Source organism: Halomonas sp. 18071143 (assembly GCF_019211725.1).
GTDB lineage: Bacteria > Pseudomonadota > Gammaproteobacteria > Pseudomonadales > Halomonadaceae > Vreelandella > Vreelandella stevensii.
This window is the reverse complement of sequence record NZ_CP078120.1, coordinates 43,240-62,149: the sequence shown is the minus strand read 5'-3', so window position 1 is coordinate 62,149 and position 18,910 is coordinate 43,240. Positions and strand designations below refer to the sequence as shown.

The following is an 18,910-nucleotide window of genomic DNA, read 5'->3' as shown; positions in this document are numbered from 1 at the left end:
TCATGCCTTCGATGACTTCTCTGATGCCAGAACGGCTCGTGATTCTTGACCGGGATGGCGTCATCAATCACGACTCGGATGACTACATCAAGTCCCTGGCGGAGTGGGTGCCCTACCCTGCTTCCATTACGGCCATCGCGCGGCTTTCACAGGCCGGTTTTACGGTAGCCGTGGCCACCAACCAATCAGGCATTGCACGGGGCTATTACGATGAAACCACCCTGGCCGCCATGCACCATCACATGAGCACCTTGGTAGAAGCCGAAGGTGGCCAGATTGCGCACATCGCATATTGCCCCCATGGCCCGCAAGATGCCTGCACCTGCCGAAAACCGTTGCCCGGCCTACTGACGCAAATACAGCAGGCACTTGGCCTGGATCACCTGGGAGGTAGCTGGATGGTAGGTGACAGCCTGCGAGATCTGCAGGCCGGAGAGGCGGTAGGTTGCCAAAGTGTGCTGGTAAAGACAGGCAAAGGTGAGAGAACGCTAGCCAAAAGTGTGGGCCTGGAACACACGCTGGTCGTCAATGACCTTGCTGAATTCGTTGACCAGTTGTTAGCCGGTGCACTGGATACTCACCCACGGCGTGGCTGAAGGTGAGTTAAGCGCCAAACCTGCACACTCCAGGCTCTTACAGCAGTCTCATACAAAAAAGCCGCAGAGGGCGATGCCCACTGCGGCTTTTCTTATTCAATGTTTCACGTGAAACATCTTTCATTAACGACCGCTAGCTGATGGAGTACAGCGCTATACGTCAAGATTCGCCACCAGAGCGTTGGTTTCGATAAAGTCACGGCGTGGCTCTACTTCATCGCCCATCAAGGTGTTGAACATCATATCGGCGGCAACGGCGTCTTCAATGGTCACGCGCAGCATGCGGCGACTATCGGGGTCCATGGTGGTTTCCCAGAGCTGATCCGGGTTCATTTCCCCCAGCCCTTTATAGCGCTGCACTGACAGGCCACGCTGGCCTTCCTGCATCAACCAGGCCAGCACATCAGAGAAGTGACTAACCGGCTTTTGACGCTCGCCACGGGCAATATAGGCGCCCTCTTCCAACAACCCGTTAAGCGTTTGCCCAAGCCCTGAAATCGCGCGATAGTCGGCACTCTCGAAGAAATCCAGCCCCCACACATAATCGGTCGTCACGCCATGAGCAATCAGTGATACTGCGGGAAGGTGCAGGCCACGCTCGGTGTCTTCCTGAAGATGGAACTGATAACGCGGGCCGCCCTCATACGCCACTTTGTCATCCATGGCTTTCTGAAGCTCGGCAATCCAGTTCTGCATGGTACCGCGATCTTTGAGGCTGGCTTCCCCTTGCAGTGCAGTGGCATGTACTGCCTGCTTCAATACCTCAATGGGGTAAACACGTGCCAGGCGATCAATCCGCTTCATGACATTGCGGTACTGATTCACCAGGGCCTCGAGCTGCGAGCCTGCGATGCCCGGTGCATCGGCATTCACATGGAGCCCTGCACCATCCAGTGCCGTCGTGGTCAGGTAGTCCACCATGGCCTGCTCGTCTTTCAGGTAGAGCTCCTGCTTGCCACGCTTGATCTTGTACAACGGTGGCTGCGCGATAAAGATATGGCCCCGCTCGATCAGCTCGGGCATCTGGCGGAAGAAGAACGTCAGCAGCAGCGTACGAATATGCGAACCATCCACGTCGGCGTCCGTCATGATGATGACCGAATGGTAACGCAGCTTGTCAGGGTTGAACTCTTCGCGACCAATACCACACCCCAACGCCGTGATCAGCGTCCCTACCTCAGCGGAAGAGAGCATCTTGTCAAAACGCGCTTTTTCGACGTTAAGGATTTTACCCTTCAACGGCAGGATGGCCTGGGTACGACGGTCACGACCCTGCTTGGCACTGCCGCCGGCCGAGTCACCCTCCACCAGGTAAAGTTCTGACTGGCTGGGGTCTTTCTCCTGACAATCAGCCAGCTTGCCGGGCAAGCCAGCAATGTCCAGAGCCCCCTTACGACGCGTCATGTCACGCGCTTTACGGGCGGCTTCACGGGCGCGCGCCGCGTCGATCATCTTGTTGACGATCGACTTGGCTTCATTGGGCTTTTCGATCAGGTATTCTGCGAACAGACGCCCCATCTCCTGCTCTACCGCCGTTTTCACTTCGGAAGAAACCAGCTTGTCCTTGGTCTGCGAGGAGAATTTAGGGTCCGGTACCTTCACCGAAATGATGGCCGTCAAACCTTCACGAGCGTCATCACCGGAGGTATTGACCTTCGATTTCTTGAGCAGATTTTCGGCTTCGATGTAATGGTTCAATGTCCGCGTGAGCGCTGCCCGAAACCCTGCCAGGTGAGTACCACCATCCCGCTGGGGAATGTTGTTGGTGTAGCAGAAGATGTTTTCTGTAAACGCATCACTCCACTGCATGGCCACTTCGACTTCCACTCCGTCTTCGCGCTCCGCATTGAAGTGGAAAACCGGGTTGAGAACGGTCTTGTTCTTGTTGAGGTGATCAACAAAGGCTTTCAAGCCGCCCTCGTAATGGAAAAGCTCCTCCTTGCCACTACGCTCATCCATCAGGCGAATTGCAACGCCGGAGTTCAGGAAAGAGAGTTCACGTAGCCGCTTGGCCAGAATATCGTAGTGAAACTCGATATTGGCGAACGTGGCAGGAGACGGACGAAAATGTACACGTGTACCGCTTTTTTCAGTTTTGCCCACCACACCAAGCGGAGCCTGCGGCACGCCGTGGTGATAGATCTGCTCGAATACTTCGCCTTGCCGCCAGATGGTGAGACGCAGCTCTTCTGAAAGCGCGTTAACCACCGAGACACCTACCCCGTGCAGCCCGCCAGACACCTTGTAGGAGTTGTCATCGAACTTGCCGCCTGCGTGCAGCACGGTCATGATGACCTCAGCTGCCGAAACGCCTTCGCCTTCATGCAGTTCAGTCGGAATACCGCGGCCGTTATCACTCACGGTGATCGACTCATCCGGGTGGATGACGACGCGAATTTCACTGCAGTGGCCTGCCAGAGCTTCATCGATGGAGTTATCCACCAGCTCGAAAACCATGTGGTGCAGCCCGGTGCCATCGTCGGTATCACCGATGTACATGCCCGGACGCTTGCGTACTGCGTCCAGTCCTTTGAGCACCTTGATGCTTGATGAATCGTAAGCCTGCTCGCTCATTGACCACTCCGTCGTGAAGTCTGTCTCGTTCCGTGTCGTTTAGCCATCCGTCTCCAATTGACTCCATCCAGCCGGGGAATGTTTCACGTGAAACATTTTTATGTCCGTACTGGCTTGCCAACTATTCCTTAGAGCCGTGGCTTCAACGCTGGTAATAAAAGCCTGACACTGCATTTCTTCCAGTAAATGGCAAAATTGATGGCGGTGCCTGTCATCCAGCTCCGCAGGTAAATCATCAATCAGATAGATACAGTGCCGCTGCGTGGTACTTTCCAGAAGCCGCCCTTGGGCTAGCTTCAGCGCACTGACGACCAACTTCTGCTGGCCTCTGGAAAGCACCTCAACGGCGGGCTGCTTGTTCAATCGAATACGCAGGTCTGCTCTCTGGGGGCCCTGCTGGGTAAACCCCATCTGCTGATCCGTCTCGCGGCTATCTCTCAGCACTTCCGCCAGAGAGCGTTGCTTATCCCACCCTCGGGCATAGCGAAGCGTCAGGCCAGGTAGTGGCAGCAATTTATGCAGCGTTTCTTCGAACATGGGCAAGAACTGGCTAAACCACTCAAGGCGAAGCCGATCCATCTCTTCGCCCCACTGTGCAAGCTCTTGCTCCCAAACAACCAGCTCACTGGCCACCATTCTACCACGCCTGAGAAGGGCATTCCGATGTTTCACTGCTCGGCGCGTTCTTCGCCAGGCATCCAGAAAATGATGTTTCACGTGAAACACACCCCAGTCGAGAAACTCTCTACGCCCGGCAGGAGAGCCCTCCAGCAACCTGAAGGCATCGGGATTGATGAGCTGTAGGGGCATCGCCTCCACGAGCTCGGCCAAGCGCACCCCCTTCTCCCCCCTCAAACGCAGCTCCAGCTCGCGCTGAGTGCGTAATCGCCTGACCCCTAGGGTAACCTCAGGGTCACCCGCCAAACGGCCATACAGGGTCATATATGGGGCTTCCGTCTGGATGGCATGCTTGAGCTGACGGGTTCGAAAGGAGCGCCCCATACCCAGCACATGAATACCTTCCAGAACGCTGGTCTTGCCACTGCCATTATCGCCGTGCAGCACATTGATGCGCGGCGATGGCTGCACGGTGGTGGGGGCCAGGTTACGCAGGCCGTGGAAAGTAAGCTCCTTGATACTCATGCGTCGATGTCACTCTTCAAGACCATTGACTGCCGTCCAGCACACGTGAAAACGGCGCTTCTGAAACCAGAAGCGCCGTCATAGATAACGTCCTGCTGCCGTTTATAGACGCATGGGCATGACGACGTACAGCGCATCACCGCCACCTGGCTCTTCCAGCAGCGCACTGCTATTGGGGTCAGCCAACGTCATTTGAACGCGGTCTTCATTCAACACGGAAAGCACGTCCACCAGATAACTAACGTTGAAGCCGACTTCCATGGCACTGCCATTGTATTCGACAGCGACGTTCTCCTCGGCTTCTTCCTGTTCCGGGTTGTTGGCCATCACCTTGAGATTGCCCTCTTCCAGATAGAGACGAACACCACGGTACTTCTCGTTGGAGAGGATGGCGGTCCGCGACAGCACCTGACGCAACTCGGCGCGCTCGGCGATCAGCACCTTGTCACCATTGCGCGGCACAACACGTTCGTAGTCCGGGAATTTACCGTCAACCAGCTTGGTCGTGAACGTAAAATCACCCGTGTGAGCACGCACATGGGTCGCGCCCAGCGTCAGGCTTACGGGCTCGTCACTGTCGTCAAGTAAGCGAGAAAGCTCCAGAATACCCTTGCGCGGCACGATCAGTTTCTGCGCCTGGCTGACGGCCACTTCTACCGGACGTGAGCACATGGCCAGCCGATGCCCATCGGTGGCCACCGTGCGCAGCAGATTGCTCTGAATCTCCAGCAGCATGCCATTCAGGTAGTAGCGCACGTCCTGCTGGGCCATGGCGAAGGATGTCGACTCGATCAAGTGCTTCAACGTACCGCGCGGTACGCTCAACTCCTGGCTACCATCCGCATCTTCGATGTTGGGAAACTCTGCAACCGGAAGTGTAGAAAGTGTAAAGCGCGAACGACCACTACGTAATACGGCGCGCCCGTCCTCCACAGCCAGTTGAATATCCGACTGATCCGGCAATGACTTGCAGATATCCATCAGCTTGCGCGCAGGAACCGTTGCTGCGCCTGGCTGGTCCACCTGGCTGGCCACCGTGCGCCCCACCAATTCGACTTCCAGGTCGGTACCGGTCAGCGCTACCTGATCACCTTCGACCTGGATCAAGACGTTCGACAGCACAGGCAGCGTTTGGCGCCGTTCTACGACCCCCGCCACCAGAGTCAGCGGGCGAAGCAGCGCCTCTCGGGAAATGGTAAATTTCATCGAAACTCCGGTTTTCTATCCTGAAAGGCCCACCGCAGCAGGCCGACATAATGGGTTAGCTGGTCAGCAGGCGCAGGAGGTTCTTGTAGTCCTCGCGAATATCTGCGCTCTCCTCCTGCAACGCCTTCACTTTACGACAAGCGTGCAATACCGTCGTATGGTCTCGCCCACCAAAGGCATCACCAATTTCCGGCAGGCTGTGATTGGTCAACTCCTTGGCCAGCGCCATGGCCACCTGCCGAGGGCGCGCCACCGAACGAGAGCGTCGCTTGGAGAGCAGGTCCGCCACCTTGATCTTGTAATACTCAGCCACCGTGCGCTGAATATTATCCACCCCCACCTGCTTGTCTTGAAGCGCCAACAGGTCTTTCAACGATTCACGGATGAAGTCCTGGGTGATCGGCTTGCCCATGAAGTGGGAGTCGGCAATGACCTTTTTGAGTGCACCTTCCAGCTCCCGCACGTTGGAACGTATTTTCTGAGCGATGAAGAAGGCTGCATCATGCGGTAACTCGACCTTGGCCTGGTCGGCTTTCTTCATCAGGATCGCGACCCGCGTCTCCAGCTCAGGCGGCTCGATGGCTACCGTCAAGCCCCAACCGAACCGCGACTTCAAGCGTTCTTCGACGCCACTGATCTCTTTGGGGTAGCGATCCGAGGTCAGGATCATCTGCTGGCCACCTTCCAACAAAGCGTTGAAGGTATGGAAAAACTCCTCCTGGGAGCGCTCCTTGCCAGCAAAGAATTGAATATCATCAATCAACAAGGCATCGACACTGCGATAAAAACGCTTGAAGTCATTGATGGCGTTGAGCTGAAGCGCCTTCACCATATCCGCCACGAAGCGCTCGGAGTGCAGATACACCACTCGGGCATTTTCCCGCCTACCTGCCAGGGCATTGCCCACGGCATGCATCAAGTGGGTTTTACCCAAGCCTACCCCGCCGTAGAGGAACAGCGGGTTGTAGGCCCCACCCGGATTTTCGGATACCTGCCGAGAGGCCGCACGCGCCAACTGGTTCGATTTACCTTCCACGAAGGTATCAAAGGTGAAGTTGGGATTCAGGCCGCTGCTGTGCTTGAGGCTACCTTCTACCTGTACCTGGCGCTCGTTGCCGCGCCGCCCGGCGCCCGGCTCTTCGCGCAACTGCTCGATTTCACGCTCATCGCCGACTTCACCGCGGGGTGGAGTATGCACCGCAGGAGCAGGCGCCTGGGCAGGCGATGCGGAGACAGGGTTGCCCAACTCTCTAGGCTGCGGTGCAGCTGCGGAGGTGCGACGACTACCTACGGTAAGGCTGACCTTGGGAGGCTTGGAAGGGGCAAGCTCACGCATCAGCTCACTGATGCGCTTGGCATATTTATCGCTCACCCAATCGCGCACAAAGCGGTTCGGCGCCAACAAGCGAAGCTCGTTGGACTCTCCTTCTTCTGCCTGCAGCGGACGTATCCAGGTATTGAACTGTTGCGAATTCAGTTCGTCCTGCAGGTAGTCCAGGCACTGTTGCCAAAGCGCGAGTGACACTCATCTCACCATCGATTGAAAACGGCCGACCATTGTAGCGCCCAACGAAACGGTTATCCACACGCACTCGAGGCTCTTTTTTGCCTGTGGACAAGTAGCCATGAGGGCTTAGGAAAAGCAGCGGACGGCATGGGTACAAAACCGCATACTGCTTAGTTGTGCTGCATTAATCACACATAAATCACAGCTTTTACGCCGCTTTACAGCCAGTTACCCACAGATTTTTTATCATTTTAAGATTTTGATAAAAATAGAGATAAATGAGTTATCCACAATTAGTATCCCCACTATTAATAACAACAGGTTTAAGAAACCCCATTAGTAATAGCAGTGTCATCGACGTTCGTCAGACTGACAGGGTATCGTGGATCGCCATTGCCCTTTTCACGCTTTTCATGCAAGGAAAAATTGCACCGAGGCCAGGAAGTCTCTACAATTTCCGGTCTTGAATTGAAACTCCCCGGCTGGTTCCTCACTGGACCGGGTCATCTGGAATTCAATTTCCGTCCTAAACCACGTGGGAATAACGAGTTATGAAACGCACTTTTCAACCCAGCGTTCTCAAGCGCAAGCGCGCGCATGGCTTCCGTGCTCGTATGGCAACCAAGAACGGCCGTGCCGTCATCGCACGCCGCCGTGCCAAAGGCCGCAAGCGTCTGAGCGCCTGATCTCGGATTGCGTGTGTCGCCTCAAGGCTTTCCCCGGTGCTTGCGATTGCTGAACGCTGGGGATTTCAGTCACGTGTTCGAACAAGCCGACTTGAAAGTCCATGGCAAGGGCATGATGGCGCTAGCGCGCCTGAACAGCCTGGGACATCCCCGCATTGGTCTGATAGTCAGCAAGAAAAATGTGAAGCTTGCTGTGGATCGTAACCGCTTCAAGCGCCTGGTTAGAGAATCCGTTCGCCTTCGTCAGGATCGCTTACCCGCTGTGGATATCGTGATCATGGCCAAGCGAGGCGCACAGGAGATCGATAACGAGACGCTGACTCGCCAATTACATGGCATGTGGAAACGGCTTCAGCGCGAGGCTCCGGCGGTATCGACATCTCCGCCATCACATGGCCTGACACGTGACACTTGACGACACACCTCGCCGCTCGACCTCGGCCTGCCGCTTGGCAGGCTTTCGTGTGTCATGGGCCGAGCAAATGACACTGCGCCATTAGCATGTTCACCACCCATCGGGCAGAACCCTCATGGACGTAAAACGACTTTTATTACTGATTCCACTGGCAGTGCTTGCCTACCTACTGGTTGTACAGTGGAATCAGGATTACGGGCAGACCAGCTACGACTCCACTCCCGAAATGACCCAGACAAGCAATGGGGCACCTGCGAGTGAAGGCGGCAGCGACGATCTTTCCGTTCCCAGTACTTCCGCACCTCAGGCCGCCATCGATGAAGGCATGAGCGACTCGCCAAGTTCGACCGCCAGTCGTGACTTCATCGCCGTCACTACCGATGTGCTGGACGTACGCATCGACCCCTTTGGTGGGGATATCGTGTATGCCGCTCTGCCACAGCACAAGCTGACGCTGGACTCTGAACGCAACTACGTGTTGCTGTCGGATAACGCCACGCGCAGCTACGTAGCACGCTCTGGCCTGCAGCTGGATGGCCAGTCAAGCCGCATCACGTTTACGCCTGAAAACACCGAATACCGCCTGGGCAACGACGAGCAAGAGCTCACCGTCGACCTGACGGCAGAGGTCAACGGCGTTGACGTGATCAAGCGTCTGACCTTCGAGCGCGGCAGCTATGCGGTCAATGTCAGCTATTACCTGGCCAACAACACTGATGAACCTGTCAGTGCCCGTTTCATTGGCCAACTGGCTCGCGATAACAGCCCGGACCCCTCCAGTGGCGTCGCCATGGGCATGAGCTCTTATCTGGGGGCTGCCTACTCGTCACCCGATACCCGCTACGAAAAAGTCGATTTCGATGATATCCAGCGCGGTCGGTTCGAGAACCGTGAGGCCCAGGGTGGCTGGGTAGCCATCATTCAGCACTATTTCGTCTCTGCCTGGGCACCTGCTCAGAATCAGCAGAACCTGTATTACGCGACCACCGACTCCAGCAACCGCAACGTTGCCGCCTTTGCAGGGCCGGTGACCAGCGTGGCCGCCGAAGGCGAAGCCACTCTGGGAGCTACCCTCTACATGGGGCCCAAGGTCCAGGAGTACCTGGAGCAGGTGGCACCAAATCTGCGTCTGACCGTGGACTATGGCTGGCTGTGGTTCATTGCCAACCCGCTGTTCTGGCTGCTCGACAAGATTCATGACGTAGTCGGCAACTGGGGCTGGTCCATCGTTCTGCTGACCGTGCTGGTCAAGCTCGCGCTATTCCCGCTTTCAGCCAAGGCCTACAAGTCCATGGCTCGGATGCGCAAGCTCGGGCCGGAGATGCAGCGTCTCAAAGAGCTTTATGGCGATGACCGCCAGAAAATGTCTCAAGAGATGATGAAGTTCTACCAGAAAGAGAAGATCAACCCGCTGGGTGGCTGCTTGCCGATCCTCATCCAGATGCCGGTCTTCATCGCGCTGTACTGGATGCTGCTGGAATCCGTTGAACTTCGCCATGCGCCGTTCATGCTGTGGATCCAGGATCTGTCGGTGAAAGATCCGTACTTCATTCTGCCCATCCTGATGGGTGTATCGATGTACGTTCAGCAGCTGCTCAACCCGACGCCTCCGGACCCCATGCAGGCCAAGATCATGAAGATGCTGCCCATTATCTTCACGTTCTTCTTCCTGTGGTTCCCGGCGGGTCTGGTCATCTACTGGGTGGTGAACAACATCATCTCGGTAGCCCAGCAGTACGTGATTACCCGCAATATCGAGAAAGACCCCAATGTGGGCAAAGGGATGCGCACCAAGTAGCCTCTCATCCCGTTCTTCACCAGACCCCCGCTAAAGCGGGGGTCTGGCGTTTCAGGCCTGCCCTTTTCTTCCGCTGCATACACGATAAACTTTCTTTTTTGATCTCCAGGACGCGTTATGGCTGAACGACTCTATACCCAAGACACGATTACCGCCCTGGCCACCCCCCCAGGGCGCGGCGGCGTTGGCATCATCCGCGTATCTGGCCCGGAAAGCCGCCATATCGCTCAGGCCATACTAGGGCAATGCCCTCCCCCGCGTCATGCCTATTACGGCCCCTTCAGTGGTGCTCAAGGCATTATCGATGAAGGGATTGCACTGCTGTTTGCCGGGCCTAACTCCTTTACCGGGGAGGACGTGCTGGAGCTGCAGGGACACGGCGGCCCCGTGATCATGGATATGCTGCTGGAGCGCTGCCTCGCCCTGGGGGCACGCCTGGCTCGGCCAGGCGAGTTCTCCGAACGCGCGTTCTTGAATGATAAGCTGGACCTGGCCCAGGCCGAGGCGATTGCCGATCTGATCGATGCCAGCTCACGCTCGGCTGCCGAAAATGCCCTGCGCTCGCTGCAAGGCGAGTTTTCACAGCGCGTTTCTGCACTGGTTCAGCAGTTGATCGAGCTGCGTGTCTATGTAGAGGCCGCCATCGACTTCCCCGAAGAAGAGATCGACTTTCTTGCCGATGGCCACGTGGCAACGCATCTGGAACAGGTGCAGCAGGCGCTGGTGCGTGTGCGCCAGGCCGCAGGTCAAGGCGCCTTGCTGCGTGAAGGCATGAGCGTGGTGATTGCAGGGCGCCCCAATGCGGGCAAGTCCAGCCTGCTCAATGCGCTGACCGAGCAGGACACGGCCATCGTCACGGACATTGCGGGCACCACCCGCGACGTGCTGCGTGAATACATCCACCTGGACGGCATGCCACTGCATATTATCGACACCGCTGGCCTGCGCGATACGCCGGACGCGGTAGAAAAAATTGGCGTTGCCCGGGCTTGGGAAGAGATCGAGAAAGCCGATCGCGTACTGCTGCTAGTCGATGCCTCGCTTACCCAGGCAACGGACCCCATGGCCATCTGGCCCGAATTCGTGGCCCGCCTGCCGGACCAGCAGCGATTGACCCTGGTGCGCAACAAGATCGACAGCAGCGCCGAAGCGCCAGGGCTCGAAGCATCTGAGTTACCCACAGGCACTCCCATCGTCAGGCTCTCGGCCAAAACGGGGGCAGGTGTGGATAACTTGAAAGCCCATTTGAAAGAGGTGATGGGCTTTTCCGCCACTACCGAAGGTCGTTTCTCGGCACGCCGCCGCCATCTGGATGCCTTGGACCGTGCCATGGCCGCATTGGAAGCAGGGCGAGCTCAGCTGGAAGGCTACGGTGCAGGAGAGCTGCTGGCCGAAGATCTGCGCGATGCCCAGCAGGCACTGGGAGAGATTACCGGGGAGTTCAGCGCCGACGACCTGCTTGGAGAGATCTTTGGCAGCTTCTGTATCGGCAAGTAATTCGAGCAACATAATTAGGCCAGAGCGTCGACACCAACGCTGGGGCAGATACGCCGCCTAAGCCAAATCACGGTAGCCAAAAACACTTGACCACTACACACTGGAGACCAGTGTGATGAAGGTATTTAAAGTCTGATGCGGAGAGACAAGAATGATACATCCTCCTTTTATTAAGCGCATCGTCTTGCGCAACTACAAGAGCATCGGCTACAGCGATGTATGTTTGCGCCCGCTAACTTATCTGGTTGGGCACAATGGTGCAGGCAAAAGTAATTTCATGGATGCTCTGCATTTCGTACGCGACGCGCTGTTCAATTCGCTGGATAGTGCCTTGAATGAGCGCGGCGGCATCAACGAAGTGCGCCGACGTAGCGGTGGTCATCCCACACATTTCGCACTTCGTATCGAGTTTGTCATGCACGGTGGCCAAGCCGCTCACTATGGCTTCGTCATAGGAGCGTTGAAGAATGGCGGTTACGAGGTTCAAAGAGAAGAGTGTGTTATCGCAGGTATTGGCAAAGGCCCATTCTTCCGAATCGACAAAGGCAAATTACGTGACAGCAGCGAAGCGACCTTTCCGTCTGTCACTGCGGATAGGCTAGCATTGGTAGCCGCTTCAGGGCTAACGGCTTTCCGCCCGGTATTCGATGCCTTGACTGCGATGGGGTTCTATAACCTCAACCCCAAGCTGATGCGCGAATTACAGAAGCCGCAAGATGGCCGACTGTTGCGGCCGTCTGGGGAGAACATCGCCAGCGTGATCGGTCATTTGGAAAAAGTAGCACCTACCCAGATGGCGCTGATCCAGGAGTATTTGCACTCCGTGGCACCGATGGTGCATGGCGTGGAACGCAAGCCTATTGGGCCAATGGAAACATTGGAGTTTCGCCAGGATATGGCGGGCTCCAAGCACCCCTGGCGCTTCCTTGCTCAAAATATGTCCGATGGCACCTTGCGTGCCTTGGGTGTTCTGGCCGCGTTATTACAGGGTAATGTGGATTATTCACCAACTTTGATCGGCATTGAGGAACCTGAAACTGCACTTCATCCTGCAGCGAGCGCTGCGCTGCGTGAGGCGTTGGTGCGTGCGTCCAAAACTACGCAAATCCTGGTAACCAGCCACAGCCCGGACCTGCTGGATGACCGTAACATCGACGAAGATGCCGTGCTGGCCGTAGTATCAGAGGCAGGGGAAACCAAGGTTGCGCCGCTAGATGAAGGATCGCGCCAAATGATGCGGGATCACCTGTTCTCGGCAGGAGAACTGCTGCGCATGAACCAACTGGCACCTGATCGCATGAGCATAGATCAACAGAACAAGGCTGCCTCTGGTGACCTTTTCAGTGAGACAGAATCCTCATGATCCAAATAGCCAGCATTGTAGAAGGCCATGGCGAGGTGGCCGCACTACCTGTGCTACTGCGCCGCTTGAACGAGTGGCGCCCCGGACATTGCTATGCGCAGGCGCTACCGCCCATTCGCGTGCATCGAGACCGCTTCCTCAATCGAGAAGACGAGTTTCGCAAGCAACTGCTGTTAGCAGCCGCCAAGTGTGGTGAGCAGGGGTGGATTTTGGTGGTGCTGGACGCCGATGACGATTGTCCAGTCGAACTGGCGGCTGACATCTATCAGCGCGCAAGGCAGCATGTGCCGCACCGACGCTTGTCGGTAGTGTTGCCAAAGCGAGAATACGAAGCCTGGTTCATTGCCGCAGCACGATCGCTCGACGGGTGCAGGGGATTTCGTTGTCCAGATGAACTTCCAGCCGACGCAGAGACACCACGAGACGCAAAAGGCTGGTTACGCCAGAATATGGGAAGCCAAACCTATAGCGAAGTACTAGATCAGCCTGCTTTCACCGCTTACTTCGATCTGCAACAGGCACTTGATAACAGCCGATCATTCCGCAAGTTGTGCAAAGAGTGGCAAGCCAACGTCGTCGATATGAACGTGGATTGAAGCATGAAATTTCGTATCGCTGCCCCAGCTTAACTCGCCTAACCGGCTACCCGGCTCGAACTGACGACCAGTGGCACGCCAATATTGTCGAAAGTGACGAGCAAAGGAGCACATCCTTCCTACAATCGGATGTGCAACGCCGCTCGCAGTCATGTCCGATTTGGACAACTTGGCATGAGTCCCTTTGATACCTGTGGATCCCTACTCCGGGACCAACCAGGACGCTCGGAAGCGGCTGTGAACGCTTAGCTTTGGCGTTACCTGAGCCATGGCATTGGTCAGACGCTCATCCAGCCCCCAGGGGGGGTTGATGACCAGCATGCCGCTTCCATACATGCCGCGGGCACCCGCTTCAGGGGCGCGCAGTAGCAATTCGCTTTGCCAGATCTTGCGAATTCCGCTGTCACGCAGGCCTGCCAGCAGCGTTTGATGATGTTCGGCAGGTAATAACGGATACCAGATCATCACCACGGCATGCCTGGCCTTCTCGAGCACGTAGGTCGTGCTCTCCACCACTTCGTGATACTCGACCTTGCGCTCGTAGCTGGGATCCATCAACACACACACCCTGGGGGTCGGTGCCGGTACCTGATGGCGCAGGCCGTCCAGTCCATCGCCGAAGATACGCGTCGCCCGCTTGGGCAGCGACTGGCTGGCGAGATGTTCGTGCTCACCGGGGTGCAGTTCGAACAGGGTCAGCCGATCCTCCGAGCGCAGACGCTGGGCGAGCCACCAGGGGGAACCCGGATAGCAGGAGAGCGTATTGGCATCTGGCTGAGCAGTGACCACGGCCTCAAGCCAGGCACTGAGAAGTGGATCGGCCAACTGCTGGCGATGTTGCCAAAGCGGTAAAACGCCCTCACGGTACTCCAGCAGCCGCTGTGTCTCTTCGGTAGCCAGCGGATAGAAGCCTCTGCCCGCATGGGTATCTACATATGTAATTGCTGATTTTTTACGTAACAGATGATCGATGACGGCATAGAGCGTCAGGTGCTTCTGAACATCGGCGAAGTTACCGGCATGGTAGGCGTGTTGGTATGACAGCATGAGGATGCCTATATAAACAGAACGCCCGCTATGGGAGCATAGCGGGCGTTCTAGAGCAATACAGGGTTTTTTTGCGGCTTATTGACCGTTGCCTGTCGGGGTCAGCGTGATTTCTACACGACGGTTTTGCGCCCGTCCCTGCTCGGAATCGTTGCTGGCAACGGGCCGGGTAGCACCGTAGCCCAAGGTGTTCAGACGCATGGAGGAAACGCCATTCTGGCTCAGGTAACGCCCTACCGATTCGGCACGGCGCTCGGAAAGCCGCTGGTTATAATCCGCGTTACCCGTGCTGTCGGTGTGGCCAGCAATATTGACGCGGGTATCCGTGTACTGGGTCAACACATTGGCCACTTCATTGAGTGCACTGCGTGCGTCGCTGGTCAGCTCAGCAGAGTCGAAACCGAAGGTGACGCTGCTGGGCATGTTCAGCACGATGTCATCGCCACGACGGTCGATCTCGATACGTGATCCCTGCAGGTTTTCACGCAGCTGCTGCTCCTGGCGGTCCATGTAGGCCCCTACCCCAGCACCGGCAGCGGCGCCAACGGCTGCGCCGATCAAGGCCCGATCACGACGGCTGGTGCTTCCATCACCAGACAAGGCACCGGCGGCGGCACCAATGGCAGCCCCCACGCCCGTGCCTACGGCAGTGCTGGAGCGTTGTGTTTGGCCGCCATAAGGGTCGGTGGTGGCACAGCCCGCCACCAGAATAGCCGCCGCCAACGGGGTCAGTAGTCGGAACATACGCATCACTTACTCCTTTTTACGATTAGGTTCTGCCCTTGTGATCACTGTTCACTCATCGCTGATCAGTGCCAGCAATTCGTTCAAGAATAATAGACCTTGAGGAGAAGCACGCAGCTTTTCAGGCATTTCCACCAAAAGTCCTTTTTTGTGAGCACTTTGTAAACGGTCGAGTAACCGTTCCACAGGCTGCCCCGTATGCGCTTGCCACGCCTGCAGGCTTACTCCTTCCGTCAACCGCAGCGCATTCATGGCAAATTCCAGCGGCAGCTCATCAGCATCGATCAACTGCTGGCCTGCCACAAAACCACGTGGATCGTTGAGACGTCTTAAATAAGACTGAGGTTGGCGGGTTTTCCAACGGCGTTCGATTTGCCATTGGCCATTCCTATCGATATGCGTCAGCTTGCCATGGGCACCCGCTCCAATGCCCAGATAATCGCCAAAACGCCAATAATTCAGGTTGTGCTGGCTTTGTAAGCCGGGGCGCGCATAGGCTGATATTTCATAACGCTGTAGCCCTGCCTGTTCAAGGCGCTCATGCCCCGCCTCCTGAATGTCCCACAGCGCTTCCTCTTCCGGTAACGGAGGTGGGTGTGAAAAAAAAGCCGTATTGGGTTCCAGGGTCAGCTGGTACCAGGAGAGATGTTCCGGCGACAGTGCCAAGGCCTGGTCGATGTCTTCCATGGCCTGTTCGGGCGTTTGCTGGGGAAGCCCATGCATCAAGTCGATGTTGATATTCTCGAAGCCCGCCGACCGGGCCTGCCCCACGGCCGTCAATGCCTCTTGCCCGCTGTGGATACGCCCAAGCGCTTGCAGTTGAGCGGGCCTGAAACTTTGCACGCCCAGTGATAGCCGGTTGATACCCGCCTCACGGTAACCGACGAAACGCTGCTGCTCTGTCGTGCCTGGGTTGGCTTCCAGGGTGATCTCGATGGTTGGTGCAAACGCCAAACGCTGCTGAATACCCTGAAACAACCGCTGATAGAAGTCCGGCGAGAGCAGGCTAGGCGTCCCGCCGCCAATGAAGATCGTTTGCAGAGGGCGTTCGGCTGCCAGAGGAAGATCGTGCTCCAGATCAGCCAATAGCGCAGCCAGGTACGCCTCTTCAGGGAGCCCCTGGGCGCCTGGCTCGTGAGAGTTGAAATCGCAATAAGGGCACTTGCGGACACACCACGGGGTGTGGATGTAAAGCGACAGGGGCGGCAGTGCCTCAGCCATGCGCCACCTTCAGGATATCCACGAGATCGTGCAGCGCACGCCCGCGGTGGCTCAATCGGTTCTTGGACTCTGACGCCAGCTCAGCCACGCTCATGCCTTGATCCGGTAACCAGAACAGAGGATCGTAACCAAACCCACCATCCCCACGGGGATGCGCCAGAATTTCACCTTCCCAGCTGCGCTGTACGATGACGGGGACAGGGTCTTCGGCATGACGCAAATAGACCAGCACACACCAGTAGCGGCCACTACGCTGGCCTTCCGCACAGTCGGCAAGCGCCGCCAGCAGTTTCTGATTGTTGCGTTCGTCACTCTTCGGCTCACCGGCATAACGCGCAGAGTAGATACCCGGGGCTCCTTGCAGTGCATCCACCTCCAGCCCCGAATCGTCTGCCAGGGCAGGTAACCCGCTGACTCGGCTGGCTTCACGGGCTTTTAACAGCGCATTCTCAACGAAGGTCAGTCCGGTTTCTTCCACGTCTTGCACGCCAAACTCTGCCTGTGCTCTTACATCGAGCCCAAGCGGGGCAAGCAACTGATTGAACTCTTTAAGTTTTCCTGCGTTTCCACTGGCCAGGACAAGCGTCGTACCCGTCGACATATCGAAACCTCCAAACAGGGAGCCTCAGTTTACGCTTATCGGAAACGCAGCTAAAGCACACGAAATGTAACTATCAGAATTTTAATCATCACAACGCAATGACCATAAAACTGGCTATTTTATATATAAAAATCAAATACTTATTCATAAATATCAAAACAGCATAAAAATATTCAAATTACTTTACTCACTGCTTTAGTAACAATTCTTTTCGAAAAGCATCTTATAGACAACAATCATAAGGTCACCTGCTGACGCTCTCCTTTGAATGAGGCTTTCCCCATGTCCCAGCAAAAGACCCAAGGCTTGGTGTACATCGTCAGCGTACCGCCCTTGCCTTGGGTCGAGGAGCGGGAACGGTTGCTGCCCTTGACGGTGCCTTCCAACGTATCGCCTTCGAAGGTAAATTCTGCTGGAACCGTGCCACGGGTTTCAGGGTGTTCGACGGTGTCGCCGTCCTGGGTAATGCGCCACTCGGCGGTGAATAGCGTGCCGTATAGACGTGAAGCGTGCCAAGCCGATGATCGTTTCATGTTAGCTACCTCGGTAACCACAAGAGCCGCTCGACGAGAGCGGCTCTTGTAGTGTAGCAGGCGCTTGGCTCGATAGTTACTTATCGTTACATAACGGCAAAGGCTTTTTCGGCCGCATCCAGCGTGAGCTGAATATCTTCGGGTGTATGGGCGCTGGACATGAAGCCCGCTTCGTAGGCAGACGGTGCAAGATAGACGCCATGGTCTAGCATCGCACCAAAGAAGCGGCGGAAAGCATCCGGGTTGCACGCCGTGGCCTGAGCGAAATTATCGACCCGCGATTGCGAGGTGAAGAAAACGCCGAACATTCCCCCCGCCGACTGGGTCAACATGGGTACCCGCGCGGCGTTGGCACGCTCCTGCAGGCCGTTACACAGGGTTTGCACACGCTGGGTAAGAGCATCATGGAAACCCGGCACCTGCAGCTTGGTGAGCAGCGCGACGCCTGCGGCCATGGCCAGCGGGTTACCCGACAAGGTGCCTGCCTGATACACCGGGCCAAGCGGCGAGATGTTCTGCATGATGTCACGCTTGCCGCCGAACGCCCCGACCGGCATGCCCCCGCCCACGATCTTGCCCAGGCAGGTGAGGTCAGGCGTGATGCCGTAATAGGCCTGGGCCCCGCCCAGGGCCACACGGAAGCCGGTCATCACCTCGTCGAAAATCAGCAAACTACCGTACTGGTCGCACACACGGCGCAGGGTTTCCAGGAAACCAGGCTGGGGTGGGATACAGTTCATGTTGCCCGCCACCGGCTCGACGATGATGCAGGCAATCTGCTCGCCGATCTCGGCAAAGCACGCTTCCACGCCTTCCGGGTCATTATAAGAGAGCGTGATGGTGTGCTCGGCAAGCGCGGCAGGCACACCGGGCGAGCTGGGCTCACCGTGGGTCAGCGCGCCAGAGCCCGCCTTGACCAGCAACGAATCCGAGTGGCCATGGTAGTTGCCTTCGAACTTGACGATCTTGTCTCTTCCCGTGGTGCCCCGCGCCAGCCGGATGGCCGACATGGTCGCCTCGGTACCGGAGCTGGTCATGCGGACCATTTCCATGGACGGAATCATCTCGCAGATCAGGTCCGCCATGGTGGTCTCTACTGCCGTAGGCGTGCCAAAGGAGAGCCCATTATCCAGCCGGGCCCGCACGGCGGCGAGCACGTCCTGGTCGGCATGACCGGTAATCATCGGCCCCCAGGAACCGATATAGTCGATGTAACGATTGCCCTCGACGTCGAACAGGTAGGCCCCCTGGGCGCGCTCCATGAACACCGGGGGACGATGCAAGCCTTTGAAGGCGCGCACCGGCGAGTTCACGCCACCGGGAATATGGCGACTGGCCAGATCAAATAATTCTGCAGATGTGGTCATGGCATCCTCTATAGCA

The 18,910-nt window shown here is 56.8% G+C and carries 17 protein-coding genes; 7 read left to right on the top strand and 10 right to left on the bottom strand.

Annotation, left to right across the window (positions count from 1 at the left end; translation table 11 throughout):
- The first annotated feature begins 2 nt into the window (after positions 1 to 2).
- Positions 3 to 596 carry a D-glycero-beta-D-manno-heptose 1,7-bisphosphate 7-phosphatase gene (gmhB, locus tag KVY02_RS00295; protein ID WP_256357541.1) on the top strand — a complete coding sequence of 198 codons (594 nt, stop codon included), beginning with the start codon at positions 3 to 5 and terminating at the stop codon, positions 594 to 596.
- A 153-nt stretch (positions 597 to 749) separates the two neighbouring features.
- Here the strand turns inward: gmhB and gyrB are convergent, their stop codons facing one another.
- From gyrB to dnaA, 4 genes are all read right to left on the bottom strand, one after another.
- Positions 750 to 3,170: a DNA topoisomerase (ATP-hydrolyzing) subunit B gene (gyrB, locus tag KVY02_RS00290; protein WP_218314098.1), complete on the bottom strand. Its 2,421-nt coding sequence runs from the start codon at positions 3,168 to 3,170 to the stop codon at positions 750 to 752.
- A gap of 39 nt (positions 3,171 to 3,209) precedes the next feature.
- On the bottom strand, positions 3,210 to 4,313 hold the full coding sequence (gene recF / locus KVY02_RS00285) for a DNA replication/repair protein RecF (protein ID WP_081193805.1): 1,104 nt from the start codon (positions 4,311 to 4,313) through the stop codon (positions 3,210 to 3,212).
- A 102-nt stretch (positions 4,314 to 4,415) separates the two neighbouring features.
- On the bottom strand, positions 4,416 to 5,519 hold the full coding sequence (gene dnaN / locus KVY02_RS00280; RefSeq protein WP_218314097.1) for a DNA polymerase III subunit beta: 1,104 nt from the start codon (positions 5,517 to 5,519) through the stop codon (positions 4,416 to 4,418).
- 55 nt (positions 5,520 to 5,574) lie between these two features.
- Entirely contained in the window at positions 5,575 to 7,044 is a 1,470-nt protein-coding gene (dnaA, locus tag KVY02_RS00275; RefSeq protein WP_016915608.1) for a chromosomal replication initiator protein DnaA, read from the bottom strand.
- 533 nt (positions 7,045 to 7,577) lie between these two features.
- Between dnaA and rpmH the strand changes: the two genes are divergently transcribed.
- The 6 genes from rpmH to KVY02_RS00245 all read left to right on the top strand — a co-directional run bounded on the left by rpmH (position 7,578) and on the right by KVY02_RS00245 (position 13,381).
- Entirely contained in the window at positions 7,578 to 7,712 is a 135-nt protein-coding gene (gene rpmH, locus KVY02_RS00270) for a 50S ribosomal protein L34 (RefSeq protein ID WP_009723348.1), read from the top strand.
- A 13-nt stretch (positions 7,713 to 7,725) separates the two neighbouring features.
- Positions 7,726 to 8,127 carry a ribonuclease P protein component gene (rnpA, locus tag KVY02_RS00265; RefSeq protein ID WP_218314096.1) on the top strand — a complete coding sequence of 134 codons (402 nt, stop codon included), beginning with the start codon at positions 7,726 to 7,728 and terminating at the stop codon, positions 8,125 to 8,127.
- 115 nt (positions 8,128 to 8,242) lie between these two features.
- A complete protein-coding gene (yidC, locus tag KVY02_RS00260) occupies positions 8,243 to 9,925 on the top strand; it encodes a membrane protein insertase YidC (protein ID WP_016915606.1) in 1,683 nt (560 codons plus the stop codon).
- Positions 9,926 to 10,042: 117 nt separating this feature from the next.
- Positions 10,043 to 11,422: a tRNA uridine-5-carboxymethylaminomethyl(34) synthesis GTPase MnmE gene (gene mnmE / locus KVY02_RS00255; RefSeq protein ID WP_218314095.1), complete on the top strand. Its 1,380-nt coding sequence runs from the start codon at positions 10,043 to 10,045 to the stop codon at positions 11,420 to 11,422.
- 151 nt (positions 11,423 to 11,573) lie between these two features.
- The gene (locus KVY02_RS00250) at positions 11,574 to 12,785 is read left to right on the top strand and encodes an AAA family ATPase (RefSeq protein ID WP_016915604.1); all 1,212 of its coding nucleotides are present in this window, start codon (positions 11,574 to 11,576) and stop codon (positions 12,783 to 12,785) included.
- A complete protein-coding gene (locus tag KVY02_RS00245) occupies positions 12,782 to 13,381 on the top strand; it encodes a DUF4276 family protein (RefSeq protein ID WP_016915603.1) in 600 nt (199 codons plus the stop codon). Before KVY02_RS00250 ends, KVY02_RS00245 begins: the two co-directional genes overlap by 4 nt.
- Positions 13,382 to 13,582: 201 nt before the next feature.
- Here the strand turns inward: KVY02_RS00245 and KVY02_RS00240 are convergent, their stop codons facing one another.
- From KVY02_RS00240 to hemL, 6 genes are all read right to left on the bottom strand, one after another.
- The gene (locus KVY02_RS00240; RefSeq protein WP_218314094.1) at positions 13,583 to 14,428 is read right to left on the bottom strand and encodes a 23S rRNA (adenine(2030)-N(6))-methyltransferase RlmJ; all 846 of its coding nucleotides are present in this window, start codon (positions 14,426 to 14,428) and stop codon (positions 13,583 to 13,585) included.
- Positions 14,429 to 14,506: 78 nt separating this feature from the next.
- A complete protein-coding gene (locus tag KVY02_RS00235) occupies positions 14,507 to 15,178 on the bottom strand; it encodes an OmpA family protein (RefSeq protein WP_016915601.1) in 672 nt (223 codons plus the stop codon).
- Between the two features lie 45 nt (positions 15,179 to 15,223).
- Positions 15,224 to 16,393 carry a radical SAM family heme chaperone HemW gene (hemW, locus tag KVY02_RS00230; protein WP_218314093.1) on the bottom strand — a complete coding sequence of 390 codons (1,170 nt, stop codon included), beginning with the start codon at positions 16,391 to 16,393 and terminating at the stop codon, positions 15,224 to 15,226.
- The gene (gene rdgB, locus KVY02_RS00225) at positions 16,386 to 16,994 is read right to left on the bottom strand and encodes an RdgB/HAM1 family non-canonical purine NTP pyrophosphatase (protein ID WP_026001914.1); all 609 of its coding nucleotides are present in this window, start codon (positions 16,992 to 16,994) and stop codon (positions 16,386 to 16,388) included. The genes hemW and rdgB overlap by 8 nt, the downstream gene beginning before the upstream one ends.
- Before the next feature lie 236 nt (positions 16,995 to 17,230).
- Positions 17,231 to 17,527 carry a hypothetical protein gene (locus tag KVY02_RS00220; protein WP_016915598.1) on the bottom strand — a complete coding sequence of 99 codons (297 nt, stop codon included), beginning with the start codon at positions 17,525 to 17,527 and terminating at the stop codon, positions 17,231 to 17,233.
- Positions 17,528 to 17,613: 86 nt separating this feature from the next.
- Entirely contained in the window at positions 17,614 to 18,894 is a 1,281-nt protein-coding gene (hemL, locus tag KVY02_RS00215) for a glutamate-1-semialdehyde 2,1-aminomutase (protein WP_039179067.1), read from the bottom strand.
- Between the last annotated feature and the right edge of the window lie 16 nt (positions 18,895 to 18,910).